Source organism: Ilumatobacter sp., from assembly GCF_965215205.1.
In the GTDB taxonomy this organism is placed as follows: domain Bacteria; phylum Actinomycetota; class Acidimicrobiia; order Acidimicrobiales; family Ilumatobacteraceae; genus Ilumatobacter_A.
On the sequence record NZ_OZ244049.1, the window covers coordinates 2911996 to 2927185 of the forward strand.

A 15190-nucleotide genomic window follows, 5' to 3' on the forward strand; every position below is an offset into this window, starting at 1 on the left:
GACCGCGGACGGGGCGGGTCACTCGGCGGTGGGCGACGGGGTGCCGGTCGCCACCATCCGCTCCAGCGACCGACGGGCCGCGTCCGCGACGTCGCGGTCGAGGGTCACCTCGTCGCGGTCCTCGCGCAGCGAGCGGAGCAGCTTGGCCGGCGTGATCATCTTCATGTACTTGCACACCGCCGCCCGGTTCACCGGCTCGAAGCGGACGTCGGGCGCCGCCCGCTCGAGCTGGTGCAGCATCCCGGTCTCGGTGGCGACGAGCACGGTGCTGGCCGACGTCTCGCGCGCCGCGGTGATCATCCCCCCGGTCGAGAGGATCTTCGTCCTCTCCTCGGGGACGACGCCGGCACCGACCAGGTACAGCGCGCTCGTCGCGCACCCGCACTCCGGGTGCACGAACAGCTCGGCGTCGGGCTCGGCTTCGACGCGATCGCGCAAGTCGGCGCCGTTGATCCCCGCGTGCACGTGGCACTCCCCCATCCAGATGCGCATGTTCTCGCGACCGGTGATCCGCTGCACGTGAGCCCCCAGGAACTGGTCGGGCCCGAACAGCACCTCGGTGTCGTCGGGGATCGACCGCACGACGTCGACCGCGTTCGACGACGTGCAGCAGATGTCGGTCTCGGCCTTCACCGCGGCCGTGGTGTTCACGTACGACACGACGACCGCGTCGGGGTGCTCGGCCTTCCACGCCCTGAGCTGGTCGGCGGTGATCGTCTCCGCGAGCGAGCACCCGGCCTTCTCGTCGGGGATCAGCACCGTCTTGTCGTAGCTGAGGATCTTGGCGGACTCGGCCATGAAGTGGACGCCGCAGAACACGATCGTCGAGGCGTCGACCTCGGCGGCGAGGCGCGACAACCCCAGCGAGTCACCGGTGTGGTGCGCGACGTCCTGGATCTCGGGGAGCTGGTAGTTGTGAGCGAGGATCACCGCGTCCTTCTCCTCGGCGAGCGCGAGCACCTGCTCGCGCCAGTCGCTCGGGAGGATCTCGACACCGGTCGGGGCGATCGCGTCAGCCATCCGGTGGAGCGTAGGTGGTGTCAGACCCCGCACCCGAGGAGGCCGTCGAGTCGCGTCACGCTCCCGCCGGGATCCGCCACCGACACCGACACGTCCTGCTCGGAGGATTCGATGCTCGTCGAGCGCTGCTCGCCGACCTCGGAGAACGTCACGGTGTACCCGTCGCCGACGAACGACGTGCCGGCGGTGATCCGGGGGGCCGCGCCGTCGGCGCCACCCGAGGGGCCGAGGGTGACCGGAGCCCCGTCCACCACGATCAGGGCGCCGTCGAACCCGCTGAAGAAGACGGGTCGCCGGGCGTCGTCGGAGCGCGTCACCCAGCAACCGATGGCGTCGAAGCCCAGGCGGTCGACGAGGTCGTACGGGAAGGCGTCGATCGCGAACCCGTCGTCCGCCGGCGCCTCCGCCGATCCGGAGGTGCCGGTCGGCGCGGTCGTCGCCGGTTCGTCCGAACCCGGCGTCGTCGTGATCGACCCCGCGGTGTCCGCAGCGGTGGAGGTGGAGGGAGCGGTGGAGGTGGCGGTCTCCGACGTCACCGCCGATCCCGCGGCCGGCGCCGGCTGGGTCGGCGGCGGGCTCGGGTCGGCGGCGTCGCCGTCCGCGGAGATCGGCACCGTGGTCGTGAACACCTCCTCGACGGATGTCGAGGTCGGGACGGACGTGGGAACGACCGACTCGCCGGGCGCGACCGCCGGCACGGTCACCTCGGACTCGGACCCCTCGGAGTCGTCGCTGCACGCGCCGAGCGCGAGCACGACGACGGCCAGCGCGAGGGGGAGGCGGGAGGTGGTGCGGCGTTCCATCCGCGATGTCTAGCCGACCCCGACGCCTCCCACGTCGCACCTCGAGCGGGCCGAGCCCGACGTCGTCGGCGGGGCCCGGGTCGCCCGACGCCGACGCGCCCCACGGCCCTCGCGCCGTCGTCGCCCCGGGTCGGCCCCACCGGTCCGAGCGGCGAGACCGTAGGGTGGGCTCGTCCACGACCGGAAGCGAGAACCAGATGGCCAAGAAGAAGGTCGCCGCCTCGCGGTGGCACAACGGCACCGACCCGATCGACGATCTGTCGGCCAGCGAGCAGCTGGCGCACGAGATCGTGACGACACGTGGCGACCTCGAGCCCTCGGTCCAGCGGATCATGTCCGCCGAGCTCGACGAGGACGGTCGCACCAACGCCCTCGGAGCGTTCCAGGCGTCGCTCGACAGCCCGGGCGACCCCAACCGGAACCCCCAGGTCGCGATCGACAACGCCGGCGGCTGACGCCGCCGCCCGCATCCGGGCGTCCCTCGTCGGGCGGGAACCCGATGATCTCGGGCCCCGATCAGCTCGCGAGCAGGCCGTAGAACACGAACTCGGTCCGCCGGTTCAGCGCCAGGGCGACGTCGTCGTCCTCGATCGTCAGCAGGTCCGTCGCGCCGACGGCGCGCGACGCCATCCGTGACGGCTCGATGCCCTGCGATGCCATGAAGTCGACGACGCTCTGCGCCCTCGCCGCCGACAGCACGTAGTTGCGCGCCGGGTCGCCACGCTGGTCGGAGTGACCCACCACGAGCACGGTGGTGTTCGGCAGAGCGTCCATGATCGCGACGGCGCGGTTGAGCTGGGCGGCGTGCGCCAGCGTCACCTCCGAGCTGCTCTCCGGGAACCGGACCGACTGCACCTCGATCACCCGCACACCGATCGAGAGGGGGACGTCGGGGTTGATCGTCAGCTGGCTGACCACGGTGGGGTCGGGGACGGCGCTGTTCGCGCTGGCGAGCGCGACCAGGCGGTCGACCGCCTCCTGGCTCGGGGCCTGACCGGTCACGGTGATCGTCGGCCCGTCGAAGATCGCGACGATCGGCGCCGGCGACCCGTCCTCCAGGACGGGGTAGGAGGGTCCGTCACCTCCGGGCGCGGGCTCGGGTGCGGCCGTGGTCGGCGGCGTCGTGGCCGGCGGCGCATCGCTCGTCGCCACCGGTTCGTCGGGTTCCGACGGGACGTCCGACGTCTCCGTGGCGCGCTCGGCGATGGGCGGCGACGAGTCGCTCACCTCGGTCGTGTCGGTGTCGGTGTCGGTGTCGGTATCGGTGTCGGTCGAGGCGGTGCCGGTCGTGTCGACGTCGGTCGAGACCGACGCGGCCCGGTCATCGTCGTCCGGCGACGAGGAGGCCGTGCCGACATCGCTCGTCGGCGTGGAGTCTCCGACGGCGGTGTCGGCCGTGGGCGACGTGTCCGCGGTCGGCGCGATGGCGACGTCGTCGCCGCCGAACACGCGGGGGATGAGGAACCACACGAGGAGCGCGATCAGCGCCACCACACCGATCGCGAGCGCGATCTTGCCGGCCCCTCGCTCCTCCTGGTAGTCGTCGTCGTAGGTGTACACGTCCGGCCCGCTTCCGTCCTGGTCGAATCCACTCGGTACCCGCGACGGTACCAAATCATCCGGTCGACGGACCGCCGCCGTCGACGGCGGCCGCGACGCGCTCGGCGGCGACGACCACGGCGGCGCCGTGCACGGCCCCGGGTCGACGCGTGAGCCGCTCGATCGGGCCGCTCACCGACACCGCCGCGACCACCTCGCCCGAGCCGACGACGACCGGGGCGCTCACCGAGGCGACGCCGGGCTCGCGCTCGCCGACGCTGTGCACCCACCCGGGGGTCGGATCGCCCGCCGCGACCGACGCGCTCAGCACGTGACCGGCCGAGCCCGCGTCGAGCGGGAGCAGCGCCCCCTCGGGCACGATCCAGCGCAAGCCGTGCGGGGTCTCCATCGAGACGACGCAGCGCCGGCCGTCGCCGTCGCGGACGAAGAGCTGGACGCTCTCGCCGGTGGCGTCGCGCAGCTCGGCGAGGATCGGACGGGCGCGCTCGACGAGCGGGGAGCGATCGCGTGCGAGCCGCCCGAGCTCCACCAGCCCCGGGCCGAGCTCGTACGCGCCGTCGTCGCCCCGGCGCAGCAGACGGTGCCGCTCGAGGGCGGTGGCGAGTCGGTGGGCGGTGGCGCGGGGCAGGCCGGTCGTGGTCTGCAGGCGGCTCAGGTGCTGCGGTTCGTCACCGACGGCGCGCAGCACCCGCACCGCCTTGTCGAGGACGCCCACTCCGGTTACGATGTCCATATCGAGAGAAGCGTATCTCACGATGTGGGACGCATGAGAGCACATCTCGGACGCGTCCAGGAGCACGGCACCCCGAGATGGGCGCCGCGGACACGGGAACCCGAACGACCACGACGCGAGCCGGGGTCGACGTCGAGCGGTCGCACGAGACCGCCGCCGAGGAGCGAGCACGACCGGGGGCGCCCCGGTCCGAGGAGGAGCGGAACATGGGGAAGACACTGCCCGAGAAGGTGTGGGAGCGCCACCTCGTCCAGTCGGGCGACGGTGAGCCCGACCTGCTGTACATCGACCTGCACCTCGTCCACGAGGTCACCAGCCCCCAGGCCTTCGACGGCCTGCGCATCTCGGGCCGCTCGGTCCGGCGCCCGGAGCTGACGATCGCCACCGAGGACCACAACGTCCCGACCGCCGACATCGACCAGCCGATCGCGGACCCGATCTCGGCTCGCCAGGTCGACACCCTCCGTGCGAACACCGCCGAGTTCGGCATCACCAACTTCCCGATGGGCGACCCCGATCAGGGGATCGTCCACGTCATCGGACCCGAGCAGGGGCGAACCCTGCCGGGGATGACGATCGTCTGCGGCGACTCGCACACCGCGACCCACGGCGCGTTCGGCGCGCTCGCGTTCGGCATCGGGACCAGCGAGGTGGAGCACGTCCTCGCCACCCAGACCCTCCCCCAGGAGCGGCCCCGGTGGATGTCGGTGACCGTCGACGGCGAGCTCGCGCCCGACGTGACGGCCAAGGACGTGATCCTCGCGATCCTCGGGCAGATCGGCACCGGCGGCGGGCTCGGACACGTCATCGAGTACCGGGGCTCCGCGATCCGCGCGCTGTCGATGGAGGGCCGGATGACGGTGTGCAACATGTCGATCGAGGCCGGGGCGAAGGCCGGGCTGATCGCCCCCGACGAGACCACGTTCGACTACCTGCGCGGGCGAGACCACGCCCCGTCCGGAGCCGGGTGGGAGGCCGCCGTGGCCGACTGGCGCGAGCTCGTCTCCGACGACGACGCGACGTGGGACCGAGAGGTCGTCGTCGACGCGGCGTCGATCGTCCCCCACGTGTCGTGGGGGACGAACCCCGGCCAGGTCGCGCCGATCGACGCCCCGATCCCCGATCCGGCGAGCGCCGCCACCCCGACGGCGCGCGAGACGATCGGGCGGGCGCTGGAGTACATGGGCCTCGAACCCGGCACCTCGATGCGCGACGTCGCCGTCGACACCGTGTTCATCGGATCGTGCACCAACAGCCGGATCGAGGACCTGCGCGCTGCGGCCGAGGTGATGCGCGGCCGCACGGTCACGGTGCCGCGGGTGATGGTCGTGCCCGGGAGCCACCGGGTGCGCGAGCAGGCGATCGCCGAAGGCCTCGACGAGGTGTTCACGGCGGCCGGGGCCGACTGGCGCGAACCCGGGTGCTCGATGTGCCTCGCGATGAACCCCGACCGCCTCGCCCCGCGCGAGCGCGCGGCGAGCACCTCCAACCGCAACTTCGAGGGTCGCCAGGGCCCCGGCGGACGAACCCACCTCGTCTCGCCCGCCGTCGCCGCGGCGACGGCGGTCCGGGGCACGTTCTGCACCCCGTCCGACCTCGACGAGCGATCGACGGGCAGCGACGCGACGGGAGGTGCGCGATGAAGGCGGTGGAGATCGTCGACGGGACCGGCGTCCCGCTCAAGCGCAGCGACGTCGACACCGACCAGATCATCCCGGCGGTGTGGCTGAAGCAGGTGGAGCGGACGGGGTTCGAGAAGGGGTTGTTCTCGGCGTGGCGCGACGAGCAGGACTTCGTGCTGAACGACCAGCGCTACTCGGGGGCGAGCATCCTCGTCGCCGGGCCGGCCTTCGGCGTCGGGTCGTCGCGCGAGCACGCCGTCTGGGCGATCCAGCAGTACGGCTTCGACGCGGTGATCGCGCCGAGCTTCAGCGACATCTTCCGCAACAACTGCACCAAGAACGGCCTGGTGCCGGTCGTGCTGGGCGAGGGCGTCGTCGAGGCGATCTGGGACGCGATCGAGGCCGACCCGCTCACCGCCATCGTCGTCGACGTCCGACGCCTCGTCGTCGAGGTGCCGGCCGCCGGGATCTCCGAGCCCTTCCCGATGGCGTCCGACGTGCAGCACCGGTTCCTGAACGGTCTCGACGACATCGGGATCACCCTCGGCAAGTCGGGCGCGATCGACGCCTACGAGGCGGCGCGGCCGTCGTACCTGCCCGGCTGAGCCCTCGACGTCACGGCTCGCGGTCCGGACGCCGTCGCGCAGCGGTACCGTCCGAGCCGATGACCGACCTCATCGGCGGCCGGTACCGGCTGGGACCACGGATCGGGACCGGTGGGTCGGCTCGCGTCCACCGGGCCCACGACGAGCGCCTCGGGCGGGACGTGGCGATCAAGCTGCTCGACGAGGAGGCCGCCCGCTCGGCCGATCCCGCCGCCCGACAGCGCTTCGAGATCGAGTCGCGCACGGCGGCCGGGTTCAGCCACCCGAACGCGGTGACGGTGCTCGACGCCGGGTCGGCCGACGGGGTCCTCTACCTCGTGATGGAGCTCGTCGAGGGCGGCTCGCTGGCGGAGCGCCTCGCCGCCGACGGCCCGATGAGCTCGGCCCGCGTCACGGCGATCGGGGTCGATCTGGCCGGCGCGCTCGAGGCGGCCCACCGCCACGGCATCGTCCACCGCGACGTCAAGCCGTCGAACGTGCTGCTCGACGGCGCCGGCCACGCCAAGCTCGCCGACTTCGGGATCGCACAGCGCTTCGACGAGATCGAGGACGCGCTGACCTCGGCCGGGATGGTGATGGGGACACGTGCGTACGTGTCGCCCGAGCAGGCCGCCGGGCACCCGCTCGGGCCGCCGACCGACGTGTACTCGCTCGGCGTGGTGCTCTACGAGGCGGTGACCGGGACCCGGCCGCCTCCCTCGACCGACCGCCCCGACGGCCACCTGCTCGACGCGGCCCACGACGCCCGCGGCGTCGACCCGCACCTCGGAGCCGTGCTCGCGACGGCGACCGCGCTGGCGCTCGAGGACCGCTTCGACAGCGCCGAGATGCTGCGCGACGCTCTCGGGTCCACCCTCGCGGGCGGGGTCGCCGACGAGGTGACGGCTCCGATGGCCGCGACCCCACCTCGGTCGATCCCCGACGCGACGACGTCGGAGACCCCGGCCGTCCCGCCGATCACCGCGGCGGGGGCGACCACGGTGATGCCGAGCGTGGCGGGCGACGATCCGGGGTCGCGCTCGTCGACCGGGCGGGTGCACGCGTCGTCGGGCGACCGACGTCGGCCGGCGGAGGCGCGCGACCTCTCGCCCGGGCGCGGAGGGTGGTGGATCTTCGTGGTCGCGGGCCTGCTGATCGCCACGATGATCGCCCTCGTCGTGTTCGCCGGGATCAGCGACGAGGACCCGAGCCCCGACGAGCCCGCCTCGTCGTCGGTTCCCGAGACCGACCCGTCGCCGGTCGCGACGAGCACCCCGTCGGTCGTCGACTCGGTCGCCGCCGCGCCGGCGCCGGCGCCCGCACCGGAACCGGAACCCGCTCCCGAGCCGGAAACCGCACCGGCGCCGATCGCCACGCAGGCGCCCGTCCCCACCCCGGCGCCCGTCGTCACCGAGGCGCCCGTGATCACCGAACCGCCGGCGGCGCCCGAGCCGCCGGCCACCGAGCCGGCCGCTCCCTAGGTCGCGCTCCGCGGTCGGCCGAACCCCCGGTGCTCCCACCTCGCCATCCCGCTCAGGCGCCGGGATCGACCACGACGCGCCCTCGGGTGCGTCCGGCCATGATCTCGGGGCCCTGGTCGAGCACCTGCGACATCGGCACGACCGTGGTCATCTCCTCGAGCGGTCCCGTCGGCAGGTCGGAGACGAGGCGGGCCCACGCCCGCTCGCGGACCTCGGTCGGCGCCATCACCGAATCGATCCCCTGCAGGCGGACCCCGCGGAGGATGAACGGCATCACCGTGGTCGGCAGGTCCGTCCCGCCGGCGAGCCCGCACGCGGCGACGACCCCGCCGTGCGCCATCTGGGCGACGATGCGCGCCAGCATCGTCGAGCCGACCGCGTCGACGGCACCGGCCCACGTCTCCGACTCGAGCGGCTTGGGCGGCTCCGACATCTCCTCGCGCGTCGCGATCCGGGTCGCGCCCAGCGAACGCAGGTAGTCGTGCTCGTCGGGTCGCCCGGTGACGGCGGTGACCTCGTGGCCGAGCTGGGACAGGACCGCGACCGCGACGCTGCCCACCCCGCCGGCGGCTCCGGTCACGACGATCGGCCCGTCGCCGGGTTCCACCCCGCCCTCCTCGAGCGCGAGCACGCAGAGCATCGCGGTGAACCCGGCCGTGCCGATCGCCATCGCCTGCTCGCTCGTGAGGCCGTCCGGGCGGCGAACCAGCCAGTCGGCCCGCACCCGCTGGCGCTGGGAGTAGCCACCCCAGTAGCGCTCCCCCATCGCCCACCCGGTGCCGATGACGCCATCGCCCTCGGAGAAGCGGTCGGACTCCGACGACACGACGGTCCCCGACAGGTCGATGCCCGGCACCATGGGGAACGACCGGATGATCCGGCCGCTCCCGGTCAGCGCCATGCCGTCCTTGTAGTTGAGCGACGACCGCTCGACGTCGACCACGACGCTGGGCTCGTCGTAGCTCGGCAGGTCGCTGTCGCTCAGGTCTTCGATCGACGCGGACGCGGTCTTCGGCTCACCCGGGGTGGCCTCGCGGACGACGAGCGCGCGGAAGGTGGTCGGATCGGTGTCGGTCACGGGTGGATCTCCTGTGGGGCTGATGGGGCGTCAGGTGACGACGTCTCGGGCAGCGGGACGACGCGGTGGCCGCCGCCGACGGGTGCGGCGCGGGGCGCAACGTACCAGCAGGCGCTCGCGCCGCCGGTGGCGGGTCGCCGCCCGGCTCAGATCGCTCCGGGGCCCAGCCGCCGGACCGCGTCGCCGGGGCGGACGACGCCGCCGACGACGACGATCGCGTTGACGCCGCGGAAGCGCCGGCGGGGGTCGGAGTTGACCCACCGCGACGCGTCGACGCCGAACCGCCTGGTGAACTTCGCGCACCCGCGGTGCGGCTTGGCCGCCACCTCGATCACCGCCGCGCCGATCGCGATCCGGGTTCCCGTCGGCGCGTTGTCGGTCGACAGGTCGAAGTCGACGAAGAACTGGTCGCCCGCGAGCTTCCAGCGGTCGCGATCACCCCCGGCGACGAGATCGATCGACCGGCTGCTCATCAGGTTGAGCTGCGCCTCGGGATGGGGTGCGCCGTCGGGCGTCTCCCGGCTCCCGCGCGTCAGGTAGTCGTCGCCGACGAGGCCGGCACCGACCACGAGCTCGCCCTCGTCCAGCTCCTCGCGCTCGGCGAGATCGGGCCGTCGCACGATCATCTCGACGGTCCCGACCTCGGCCGGGGACTCGTCGACGACGCCCTGGCGGGCCGTGAGCTCGTCGATCGACAGGTGGGTGGTCGCAGCGGTCACGACCCCCATCCTCGCACGCAGGCACGTGCCGGGGACGCGTGCGCGACGCCCGGGTGGCGGGCCCGCCACGCCGTGGCCGAGCGGAGACGGCCGCTTCGGTAGCATCGCGCCATGCCACTCTCCGGGACGTACGAGCCGAGCGCACTCGACTGGGTGCGCGAACAGGTCGAGACCTACGAGCGCACGAACGGGCGCGAGGCGGCCACGCTGCGCGACACCGGCATCCCGATCATCGTGGTGACGTCGCGCGGCGCGAGCACCGGGAACCTGCGCAAGTTCGCCCTGATGCGCGTCGAGCACGACGGCGAGTACGCCCTCGTCGCCTCGAAGGGCGGAGCCCCGGACAACCCCGACTGGTACCACAACCTCGTGAACGAGCCGCTCGTCGAGATCCAGGACGGGCCCGAACCGCACGACTTCGCGACCGAGATCGTCCACGGGGACGAGCGCACGACGTGGTGGGACCGCGCCGTCGAGGTGTTCCCGACCTACGCCGACTACAAGAAGAAGACCGACCGCGAGATCCCGGTCTTCGTCGCACGACCGCTCGACGACTGAGCCCGACCGAGACGGCGGACGCGGCGGGTCAGAGCGAGACGACCATCTTGCCGGTGTTCGCGCCGGCGAGCATCCCGATGAACGCCTCGGGAGCGCGCTCGATCCCTTCGACGACGGTCTCCTCGTAGCGCAGCGACCCGTCCGCGATCCACCCGCCGACCTCGTCGAGGAACGGCTCGCGGAGGTGGTCGTAGCTGCTGACGATGAACCCCCTCAGCGTGAGCTGCTTGCCGATCGCGAGCGTCAGGTTCCCCGGCCCCGGCGCCGGCTCGGTGTCGTTGTACACCGAGATCGCGCCGCACAGCGCGACGCGGCCGCCCGCGGTCAGTGCGTGCAGCGCGGCCTGCAGGTGGTCGCCGCCGACGTTGTCGAAGTAGACGTCGATCCCGTCCGGAGCCGCGTCGCGCAGCTGTCGGGTCAGCGAACCGTCGTGGTAGTCGAACGCGGCGTCGAAGCCGAGATCGTCGATCAGGTGGCGGATCTTCGCGGCCGACCCCGCCGACCCCACGACGCGCGACGCCCCCTTGAGGCGGGCGATCTGGCCGACCTGCGACCCGACCGCTCCCGCGGCGCCCGACACGAACACCGCATCGCCCTCGGCGAAGCTCGCCACCTCGAGCAGACCGGCGTACGCCGTGAGCCCGGGCATCCCCAGCACGCCGAGGTGGGCCGACAGCGGCACGTCCGCGATCTCGGGCGCCCGCTGCGCCTGCGAGTCCGGGACGAGCGCGACCTCGCGCCAGCCGAGGGGGTGCACGACGTGGTCGCCCACGGCGAGGTCGTCCGAGCGCGATTCCACGACCTCGCCGATCGCGGCCCCGGCGAGCGCCTCGCCGATCGCGAACGGCGGGACGTACGACTTCGCGTCGTTCATCCGACCGCGCATGTACGGGTCGACCGACATGAACCGGTTCCGCACCATCACGTGCCCGTCGTCGAGCTCGCCCACCTCCACCTCGACGACCTCGAAGTCGGACTCGACGGGTTCTCCGTCGGGTCGCGAGACGAGGTTGACCTGCCGGCTGGTGCGGTGTTCGGGCATCGCCGGACCATACCGACCCGGCCTCCTCCACGCCCGAACCGGCCGCACCCGCCGCGCGGACCGGGTCCCGAGTTCAGCGGGCGGCGTGCGCCACCAGGACGTGGGCGACCGCCTCCGTCAGGCGACGCGCGGTGGGCACGTGGAGGAACTCGTTGGGTCCGTGAGCGTTCGACTCGGGACCGAGCACGCCGGTGACGAGGAACTGCGCCTCGGGGAACCGCTCGCCGAGCATCCCCATGAACGGGATCGTCCCGCCCTCGCCGAAGGCCTGCGCCGGTCGACCGAACGCCGCCTGCGAGGCCTCGGCCGTCGCGGCCGCCAGCCACTCGGCGGTGGGCGGGGCGTCCCACCCCGCCGCCGACTCGACGCGATCGAAGGTGACGCGAGCTCCGTGGGGGCTGTCGGAGACCAGGGCAGCCGTGATCGCCGAGCGCGCGACGAGGGGATCGAGCGTCGGCGGGAGCCGGAAGGAGAGCTTCAGCGCCGTGCGCGGCCGCAGCACGTTGCCGGCCCGGCCGGTGGGCGGCAACCCGTCGGCTCCGACGACGCTCAACGTGGGTCGCCACGTCGTCGCGAGGAGCTGCTCGATCGGATCCTCCGTCGCCGGGCGAGCCCCGTCGACGAAGGCCAGCCCGGTCGCGATCGCGCCGACCTCGGCCGCCGTCGCGCGCGCCTCGTCGAGCCGGCCGGGCGGGATCTCCACGTGCAGCTCCGGGAGCAGGATCTCACCCGTCGCCGAGTCCTCGATCCTCGACAGCAGGTCACGTGCGATGCGGAACGTCGACGGCACCAGGCCCGACGCGGATCCCGAGTGCATCCCCTCGCGGACGATGTCGACGGTCAGCACCCCCGACACCATCCCGCGCAGCGACGTGGTCACCCACATCCGGTCGTAGTCCATCGCCCCCGAGTCGAGGCACACCACGAGGCTCGGGGTGCCGATCCGGTCGGCGAGCGCCGCCACGTGGGCGTCGAGGTCGGGGGATCCGGACTCCTCGCTCGCCTCGATCAGCACGACGCAACGGGCGTGGTGGGCGCCGGCGGCGCGCACCGCCTCGACCGCGGTCAGGCTCGCGAACGCCGAGTACCCGTCGTCGGCGCCGCCCCGGCCGTAGAGGCGGTCGCCGTCGAGGACGGGGGTCCACGGCCCGAGGCCGGGCCTCCACCCCTCCATCTCCGGCTGCTTGTCGAGGTGGCCGTAGAGCAGCACCGTGTCGTCACCGGTCCGCCCCGCGCTCGCCGGGATCTCCATCAGCACGACCGGGGTCCGTCCGGCGAGCTCGTGGACCTCGACGACCAGACCCGGGATCGGGCGCGCCCGGCACCAGTCGACCACGAGATCCACGGCACGGCGCAGGTGGCCCGCGACGTCCCAGTCGTCGTCGAAGTCGGGCGACAGCGCCGGGATCGCCACGTAGTCCGACAGCACCGGCAGGATCTCGTCCCACGCCGGCGCGCAGTGGTCGGCGATCGCGCCGTCCGTCGAGATCGTCACCGCGCGTCCACCCGAGCCGCCGAGGCGCGCCGCTTGGCGTCGTACATCGCGGCGTCGGCGCGCGCGAGGACGTCGAGGACGGAGTCGCCGGCCCGGCTGGTCGCCGTCCCGCAGCTCATCGACGGGGAGCGGCCGGGAGGGGCCGAGCCGCCGGCACCGGCCACCGCGGCCGTCAGACGTTCGACGACCGCGCCCAACTCACCGGGCGACGGCCCGTACATCACGACGCCGAACTCGTCGCCGCCGAGGCGGGCGACGAGGTCGGAATCGCGCACCGACGAGCTCAGCGCCGAGGCCGCGCGACGCAGGACGTCGTCACCCGCGGCGTGACCGTCCTCGTCGTTGACCTGCTTCAGTCGGTCCACGTCGACGAACACGACCGAGATCGACCCGTCGTGTCGACGGGCGAGGGCCAGGAAGCTCTCGGCCACCGCCATGAAGCTGCGGCGGTTCGCGAGGCCGGTGAGGTCGTCGGTCAGCGCCAACGAGGCGTGATCGATCTCGCGCGCCACCAGGACGACGAGGTCGAGCAACATCTCGTGATCGGACGGGTCGAAGCGGCGCGGGACGAGGTCCAGGACGCACATCGTCCCCACGACGTGCCCGCCGCCGGTGGTGATCGGCGCGCCGATGTAGGACCGGACGTTCGGCTCGTCCCGGACCATGGGGAGATCGCGGAAGCGCGGATCCTCCCGGGTGTCCTCGACCACGAGCACGCCGAGGTCGTCGTCGACGATGTGCGTGCAGAACGACTCCTCGCGGGGTCCCTGCGACAGCTCGATGCCCACCGGTGCGCAGAGCACCTGTCGGTCGTCGCCGAGCAGGGTGACGTGGGCGATCGGCGCCCCCATGCACCGCGCCGCCAGCCGGGTGTACGGCGCGAACCGCTCGTCGACGGGTGCGTCGATGAGATCGAGCGCGTACAGGTCCTTCAACCTCGTCAGGTCGTCATCGATGTCGTCGGGCTGCATGCGGCTCCCTGGTTGACTCTCCCTGGGTGTCGTGGGGATCGCGACCGCCGGCGTCGACCGACGTGTCCGCGTGGGCCGACATCGACCGGGTCAGGACATGTTGCTCGGGTTCGTCGCCGACGTCTTGACGTCGTCGCCGAAGTCGGACAGCGTGAGCAGGCGGTGGTCGTTGGAGAACACCTCCACCGGCTTGCTCGGGTCCATCTTCATCATCCGCTGGAGGATGCGCACCTGGGTCGTCTGGTTGTACTCGGCGAACGTCACCGCCCACCCGTCGCGCCCGGCGCGCGCCGTGCGGCCCGACCGGTGCAGGTAGTCCTTGACGTCCTTGGCCGGCTCGTAGTGGATGACCGCGCCGATGTCGTCGATGTCGATCCCGCGCGCCGCGACGTCGGTGGCGACGAGCACCTGCAGCTTGTCCTCCGCGAACTTGCGCATGACCCGCTCGCGCGACCGCTGCTGGAGGTCGCCGTGGATCGCCTCGGCGTCGACGCCGAGGTCCTGCAGCTTCTCCGTCGCGCGGTCGCACTGCCGCTTGGTCTGGCAGAAGACGATGATCTTCGGGATCCCCTTCGCGATCGACCCGATCACCTTGTCGCGGTCCATGTGGTGGATCCCGAGGAAGAGGTGGTGCATCGTGCCGACGGTGTCGGTGGCCTCGTCGATCGCGACCGTCTCCGGGTCCGTCTGGTACGCCCGGATGAGGTGGCCGACGTCGCCGTCGAGCGTGGCGGAGAACAGCATCGTCTGGTTCCGGTTGCCGCAGTGGCGCAGGATCCACTCGACCTGGGGGGTGAACCCGTCGTCGGCCATCCGATCGGCCTCGTCGAGGGTGACGATCTGGATGTCGCCGAGGTCGATCTCGTTCGACTTGATCAGGTCGATCAGGCGCAGCGGGGTGGCGACGACGATCTCGACGCCCTTCGCCATCTCCTCGACCTGGTGGTGGCGGGACGCTCCGCCGTAGACGGGCAGGATCCGCATGTCGGCCTGCTCGGCGACCGGGTGCAGCACCTCGGCCACCTGGACGGCGAGCTCGCGCGTCGGGACGAGCACGAGGCCGAGCGGGCGCATGGGGGCGGCGGCGTCGGTGATCCGAGCGAGCATCGGGACCCCGAACGCCAGGGTCTTGCCGGAGCCGGTCTTCGCACGCCCGCAGACGTCCTTGCCGCTCATCGCGACCGGGATCGCCTCGGTCTGGATGTTGAACGGCCGGGCGAACCCGCACGCGGCGAGGCCCTCGTCGATCCGTGGGGGGACGCCGAGCTCGGCGAACCCGGTCGGGGCCTCGACCGGCGGAAGGGCGTTGATCGAGGTGAGGTTCGACGTGTTCACGTGGTCGCGATCGTGGGGCTCCGAAGGTCGCGTGCGCCGACGGCGGGGCGCTCCCCGCCGGGAATTGGTGTTCGTCATGTTCCTCGCAGCGTACCGTGGAGGACCGTTCGGCGACGTGAGCCCCCTGGGCGGTGCTACGATCGACGGCGATGAGCACGCCGAACTCGCTGCTTCTCCTTCCGTAGGGCG

At 72.6% G+C, this 15190-nt stretch carries 15 protein-coding genes; 5 read left to right on the forward strand and 10 right to left on the reverse strand.

The annotated features are described in order from the left end of the window. Positions 1-18: 18 nt before the first annotated feature. On the reverse strand, positions 19-1020 hold the full coding sequence (nadA, locus tag ACOOHC_RS13510; RefSeq protein WP_420450931.1) for a quinolinate synthase NadA: 1002 nt from the start codon (positions 1018-1020) through the stop codon (positions 19-21). A 20-nt stretch (positions 1021-1040) separates the two neighbouring features. Then, positions 1041-1823, reverse strand: coding sequence for a hypothetical protein (locus ACOOHC_RS13515; RefSeq protein ID WP_420450932.1), 783 nt, complete (start codon positions 1821-1823; stop codon positions 1041-1043). Between the two features lie 197 nt (positions 1824-2020). Between ACOOHC_RS13515 and ACOOHC_RS13520 the strand changes: the two genes are divergently transcribed. Next, a complete protein-coding gene (locus tag ACOOHC_RS13520) occupies positions 2021-2278 on the forward strand; it encodes a hypothetical protein (protein ID WP_420450933.1) in 258 nt (85 codons plus the stop codon). Between the two features lie 61 nt (positions 2279-2339). Here ACOOHC_RS13520 and ACOOHC_RS13525 read toward each other — a convergent pair whose 3' ends face one another. Both ACOOHC_RS13525 and ACOOHC_RS13530 read right to left on the reverse strand, forming a co-directional pair. After that, positions 2340-3383 carry an OmpA family protein gene (locus ACOOHC_RS13525; RefSeq protein ID WP_420450934.1) on the reverse strand — a complete coding sequence of 348 codons (1044 nt, stop codon included), beginning with the start codon at positions 3381-3383 and terminating at the stop codon, positions 2340-2342. A 55-nt stretch (positions 3384-3438) separates the two neighbouring features. Next, entirely contained in the window at positions 3439-4116 is a 678-nt protein-coding gene (locus tag ACOOHC_RS13530) for an IclR family transcriptional regulator (protein ID WP_420450935.1), read from the reverse strand. A gap of 206 nt (positions 4117-4322) precedes the next feature. Between ACOOHC_RS13530 and leuC the strand changes: the two genes are divergently transcribed. The 3 genes from leuC to ACOOHC_RS13545 are packed head-to-tail and all read left to right on the forward strand — an operon-like array spanning position 4323 to position 7803. Continuing rightward, positions 4323-5759, forward strand: coding sequence for a 3-isopropylmalate dehydratase large subunit (gene leuC, locus ACOOHC_RS13535; RefSeq protein WP_420450936.1), 1437 nt, complete (start codon positions 4323-4325; stop codon positions 5757-5759). Continuing rightward, positions 5756-6343, forward strand: a complete 588-nt coding sequence (gene leuD / locus ACOOHC_RS13540; RefSeq protein ID WP_420450937.1) for a 3-isopropylmalate dehydratase small subunit — start codon at positions 5756-5758, stop codon at positions 6341-6343. Before leuC ends, leuD begins: the two co-directional genes overlap by 4 nt. A 59-nt stretch (positions 6344-6402) precedes the next feature. Beyond that, complete coding sequence (locus tag ACOOHC_RS13545; protein WP_420450938.1) at positions 6403-7803, forward strand: protein kinase domain-containing protein; 1401 nt, start codon at positions 6403-6405, stop codon at positions 7801-7803. A 52-nt stretch (positions 7804-7855) separates the two neighbouring features. Here ACOOHC_RS13545 and ACOOHC_RS13550 read toward each other — a convergent pair whose 3' ends face one another. Beyond that, complete coding sequence (locus ACOOHC_RS13550) at positions 7856-8881, reverse strand: MDR family oxidoreductase (protein ID WP_420450939.1); 1026 nt, start codon at positions 8879-8881, stop codon at positions 7856-7858. Positions 8882-9027: 146 nt separating this feature from the next. Further along, entirely contained in the window at positions 9028-9600 is a 573-nt protein-coding gene (locus tag ACOOHC_RS13555) for an MOSC domain-containing protein (protein ID WP_420450940.1), read from the reverse strand. Between the two features lie 111 nt (positions 9601-9711). On the opposite strand from ACOOHC_RS13555, the gene ACOOHC_RS13560 reads away from it, so the two are divergent. Beyond that, positions 9712-10158, forward strand: coding sequence for a nitroreductase family deazaflavin-dependent oxidoreductase (locus ACOOHC_RS13560; protein WP_420450941.1), 447 nt, complete (start codon positions 9712-9714; stop codon positions 10156-10158). Between the two features lie 28 nt (positions 10159-10186). On the opposite strand, the gene ACOOHC_RS13565 is transcribed toward ACOOHC_RS13560, so the two are convergent. From ACOOHC_RS13565 to ACOOHC_RS13580, 4 genes are all read right to left on the reverse strand, one after another. Next, positions 10187-11200, reverse strand: a complete 1014-nt coding sequence (locus ACOOHC_RS13565; protein WP_420450942.1) for an NADP-dependent oxidoreductase — start codon at positions 11198-11200, stop codon at positions 10187-10189. A 73-nt stretch (positions 11201-11273) separates the two neighbouring features. After that, complete coding sequence (locus tag ACOOHC_RS13570; RefSeq protein ID WP_420450943.1) at positions 11274-12695, reverse strand: M20/M25/M40 family metallo-hydrolase; 1422 nt, start codon at positions 12693-12695, stop codon at positions 11274-11276. Continuing rightward, positions 12692-13666 (reverse strand): diguanylate cyclase domain-containing protein, encoded by a 975-nt coding sequence (locus ACOOHC_RS13575; RefSeq protein ID WP_420450944.1) that lies wholly within the window; start codon positions 13664-13666, stop codon positions 12692-12694. Before ACOOHC_RS13575 ends, ACOOHC_RS13570 begins: the two co-directional genes overlap by 4 nt. Positions 13667-13756: 90 nt before the next feature. Beyond that, entirely contained in the window at positions 13757-15001 is a 1245-nt protein-coding gene (locus ACOOHC_RS13580; protein WP_420450945.1) for a DEAD/DEAH box helicase, read from the reverse strand. Between the last annotated feature and the right edge of the window lie 189 nt (positions 15002-15190).

What these genes read in the sequence shown, in the direction of transcription:
- nadA (WP_420450931.1), bottom strand. Translation starts at nt 1,020, where the DNA reads ATGGCTGACGCGATCGCCCCGACCGGTGTCGAGATCCTCCCGAGCGAC.
- ACOOHC_RS13515 (WP_420450932.1), bottom strand. Translation starts at nt 1,823, where the DNA reads ATGGAACGCCGCACCACCTCCCGCCTCCCCCTCGCGCTGGCCGTCGTC.
- ACOOHC_RS13520 (WP_420450933.1), top strand. Translation starts at nt 2,021, where the DNA reads ATGGCCAAGAAGAAGGTCGCCGCCTCGCGGTGGCACAACGGCACCGAC.
- ACOOHC_RS13530 (WP_420450935.1), bottom strand. Translation starts at nt 4,116, where the DNA reads ATGGACATCGTAACCGGAGTGGGCGTCCTCGACAAGGCGGTGCGGGTG.
- leuC (WP_420450936.1), top strand. Translation starts at nt 4,323, where the DNA reads ATGGGGAAGACACTGCCCGAGAAGGTGTGGGAGCGCCACCTCGTCCAG.
- leuD (WP_420450937.1), top strand. Translation starts at nt 5,756, where the DNA reads ATGAAGGCGGTGGAGATCGTCGACGGGACCGGCGTCCCGCTCAAGCGC.
- ACOOHC_RS13545 (WP_420450938.1), top strand. Translation starts at nt 6,403, where the DNA reads ATGACCGACCTCATCGGCGGCCGGTACCGGCTGGGACCACGGATCGGG.
- ACOOHC_RS13560 (WP_420450941.1), top strand. Translation starts at nt 9,712, where the DNA reads ATGCCACTCTCCGGGACGTACGAGCCGAGCGCACTCGACTGGGTGCGC.
- ACOOHC_RS13565 (WP_420450942.1), bottom strand. Translation starts at nt 11,200, where the DNA reads ATGCCCGAACACCGCACCAGCCGGCAGGTCAACCTCGTCTCGCGACCC.
- ACOOHC_RS13575 (WP_420450944.1), bottom strand. Translation starts at nt 13,666, where the DNA reads ATGCAGCCCGACGACATCGATGACGACCTGACGAGGTTGAAGGACCTG.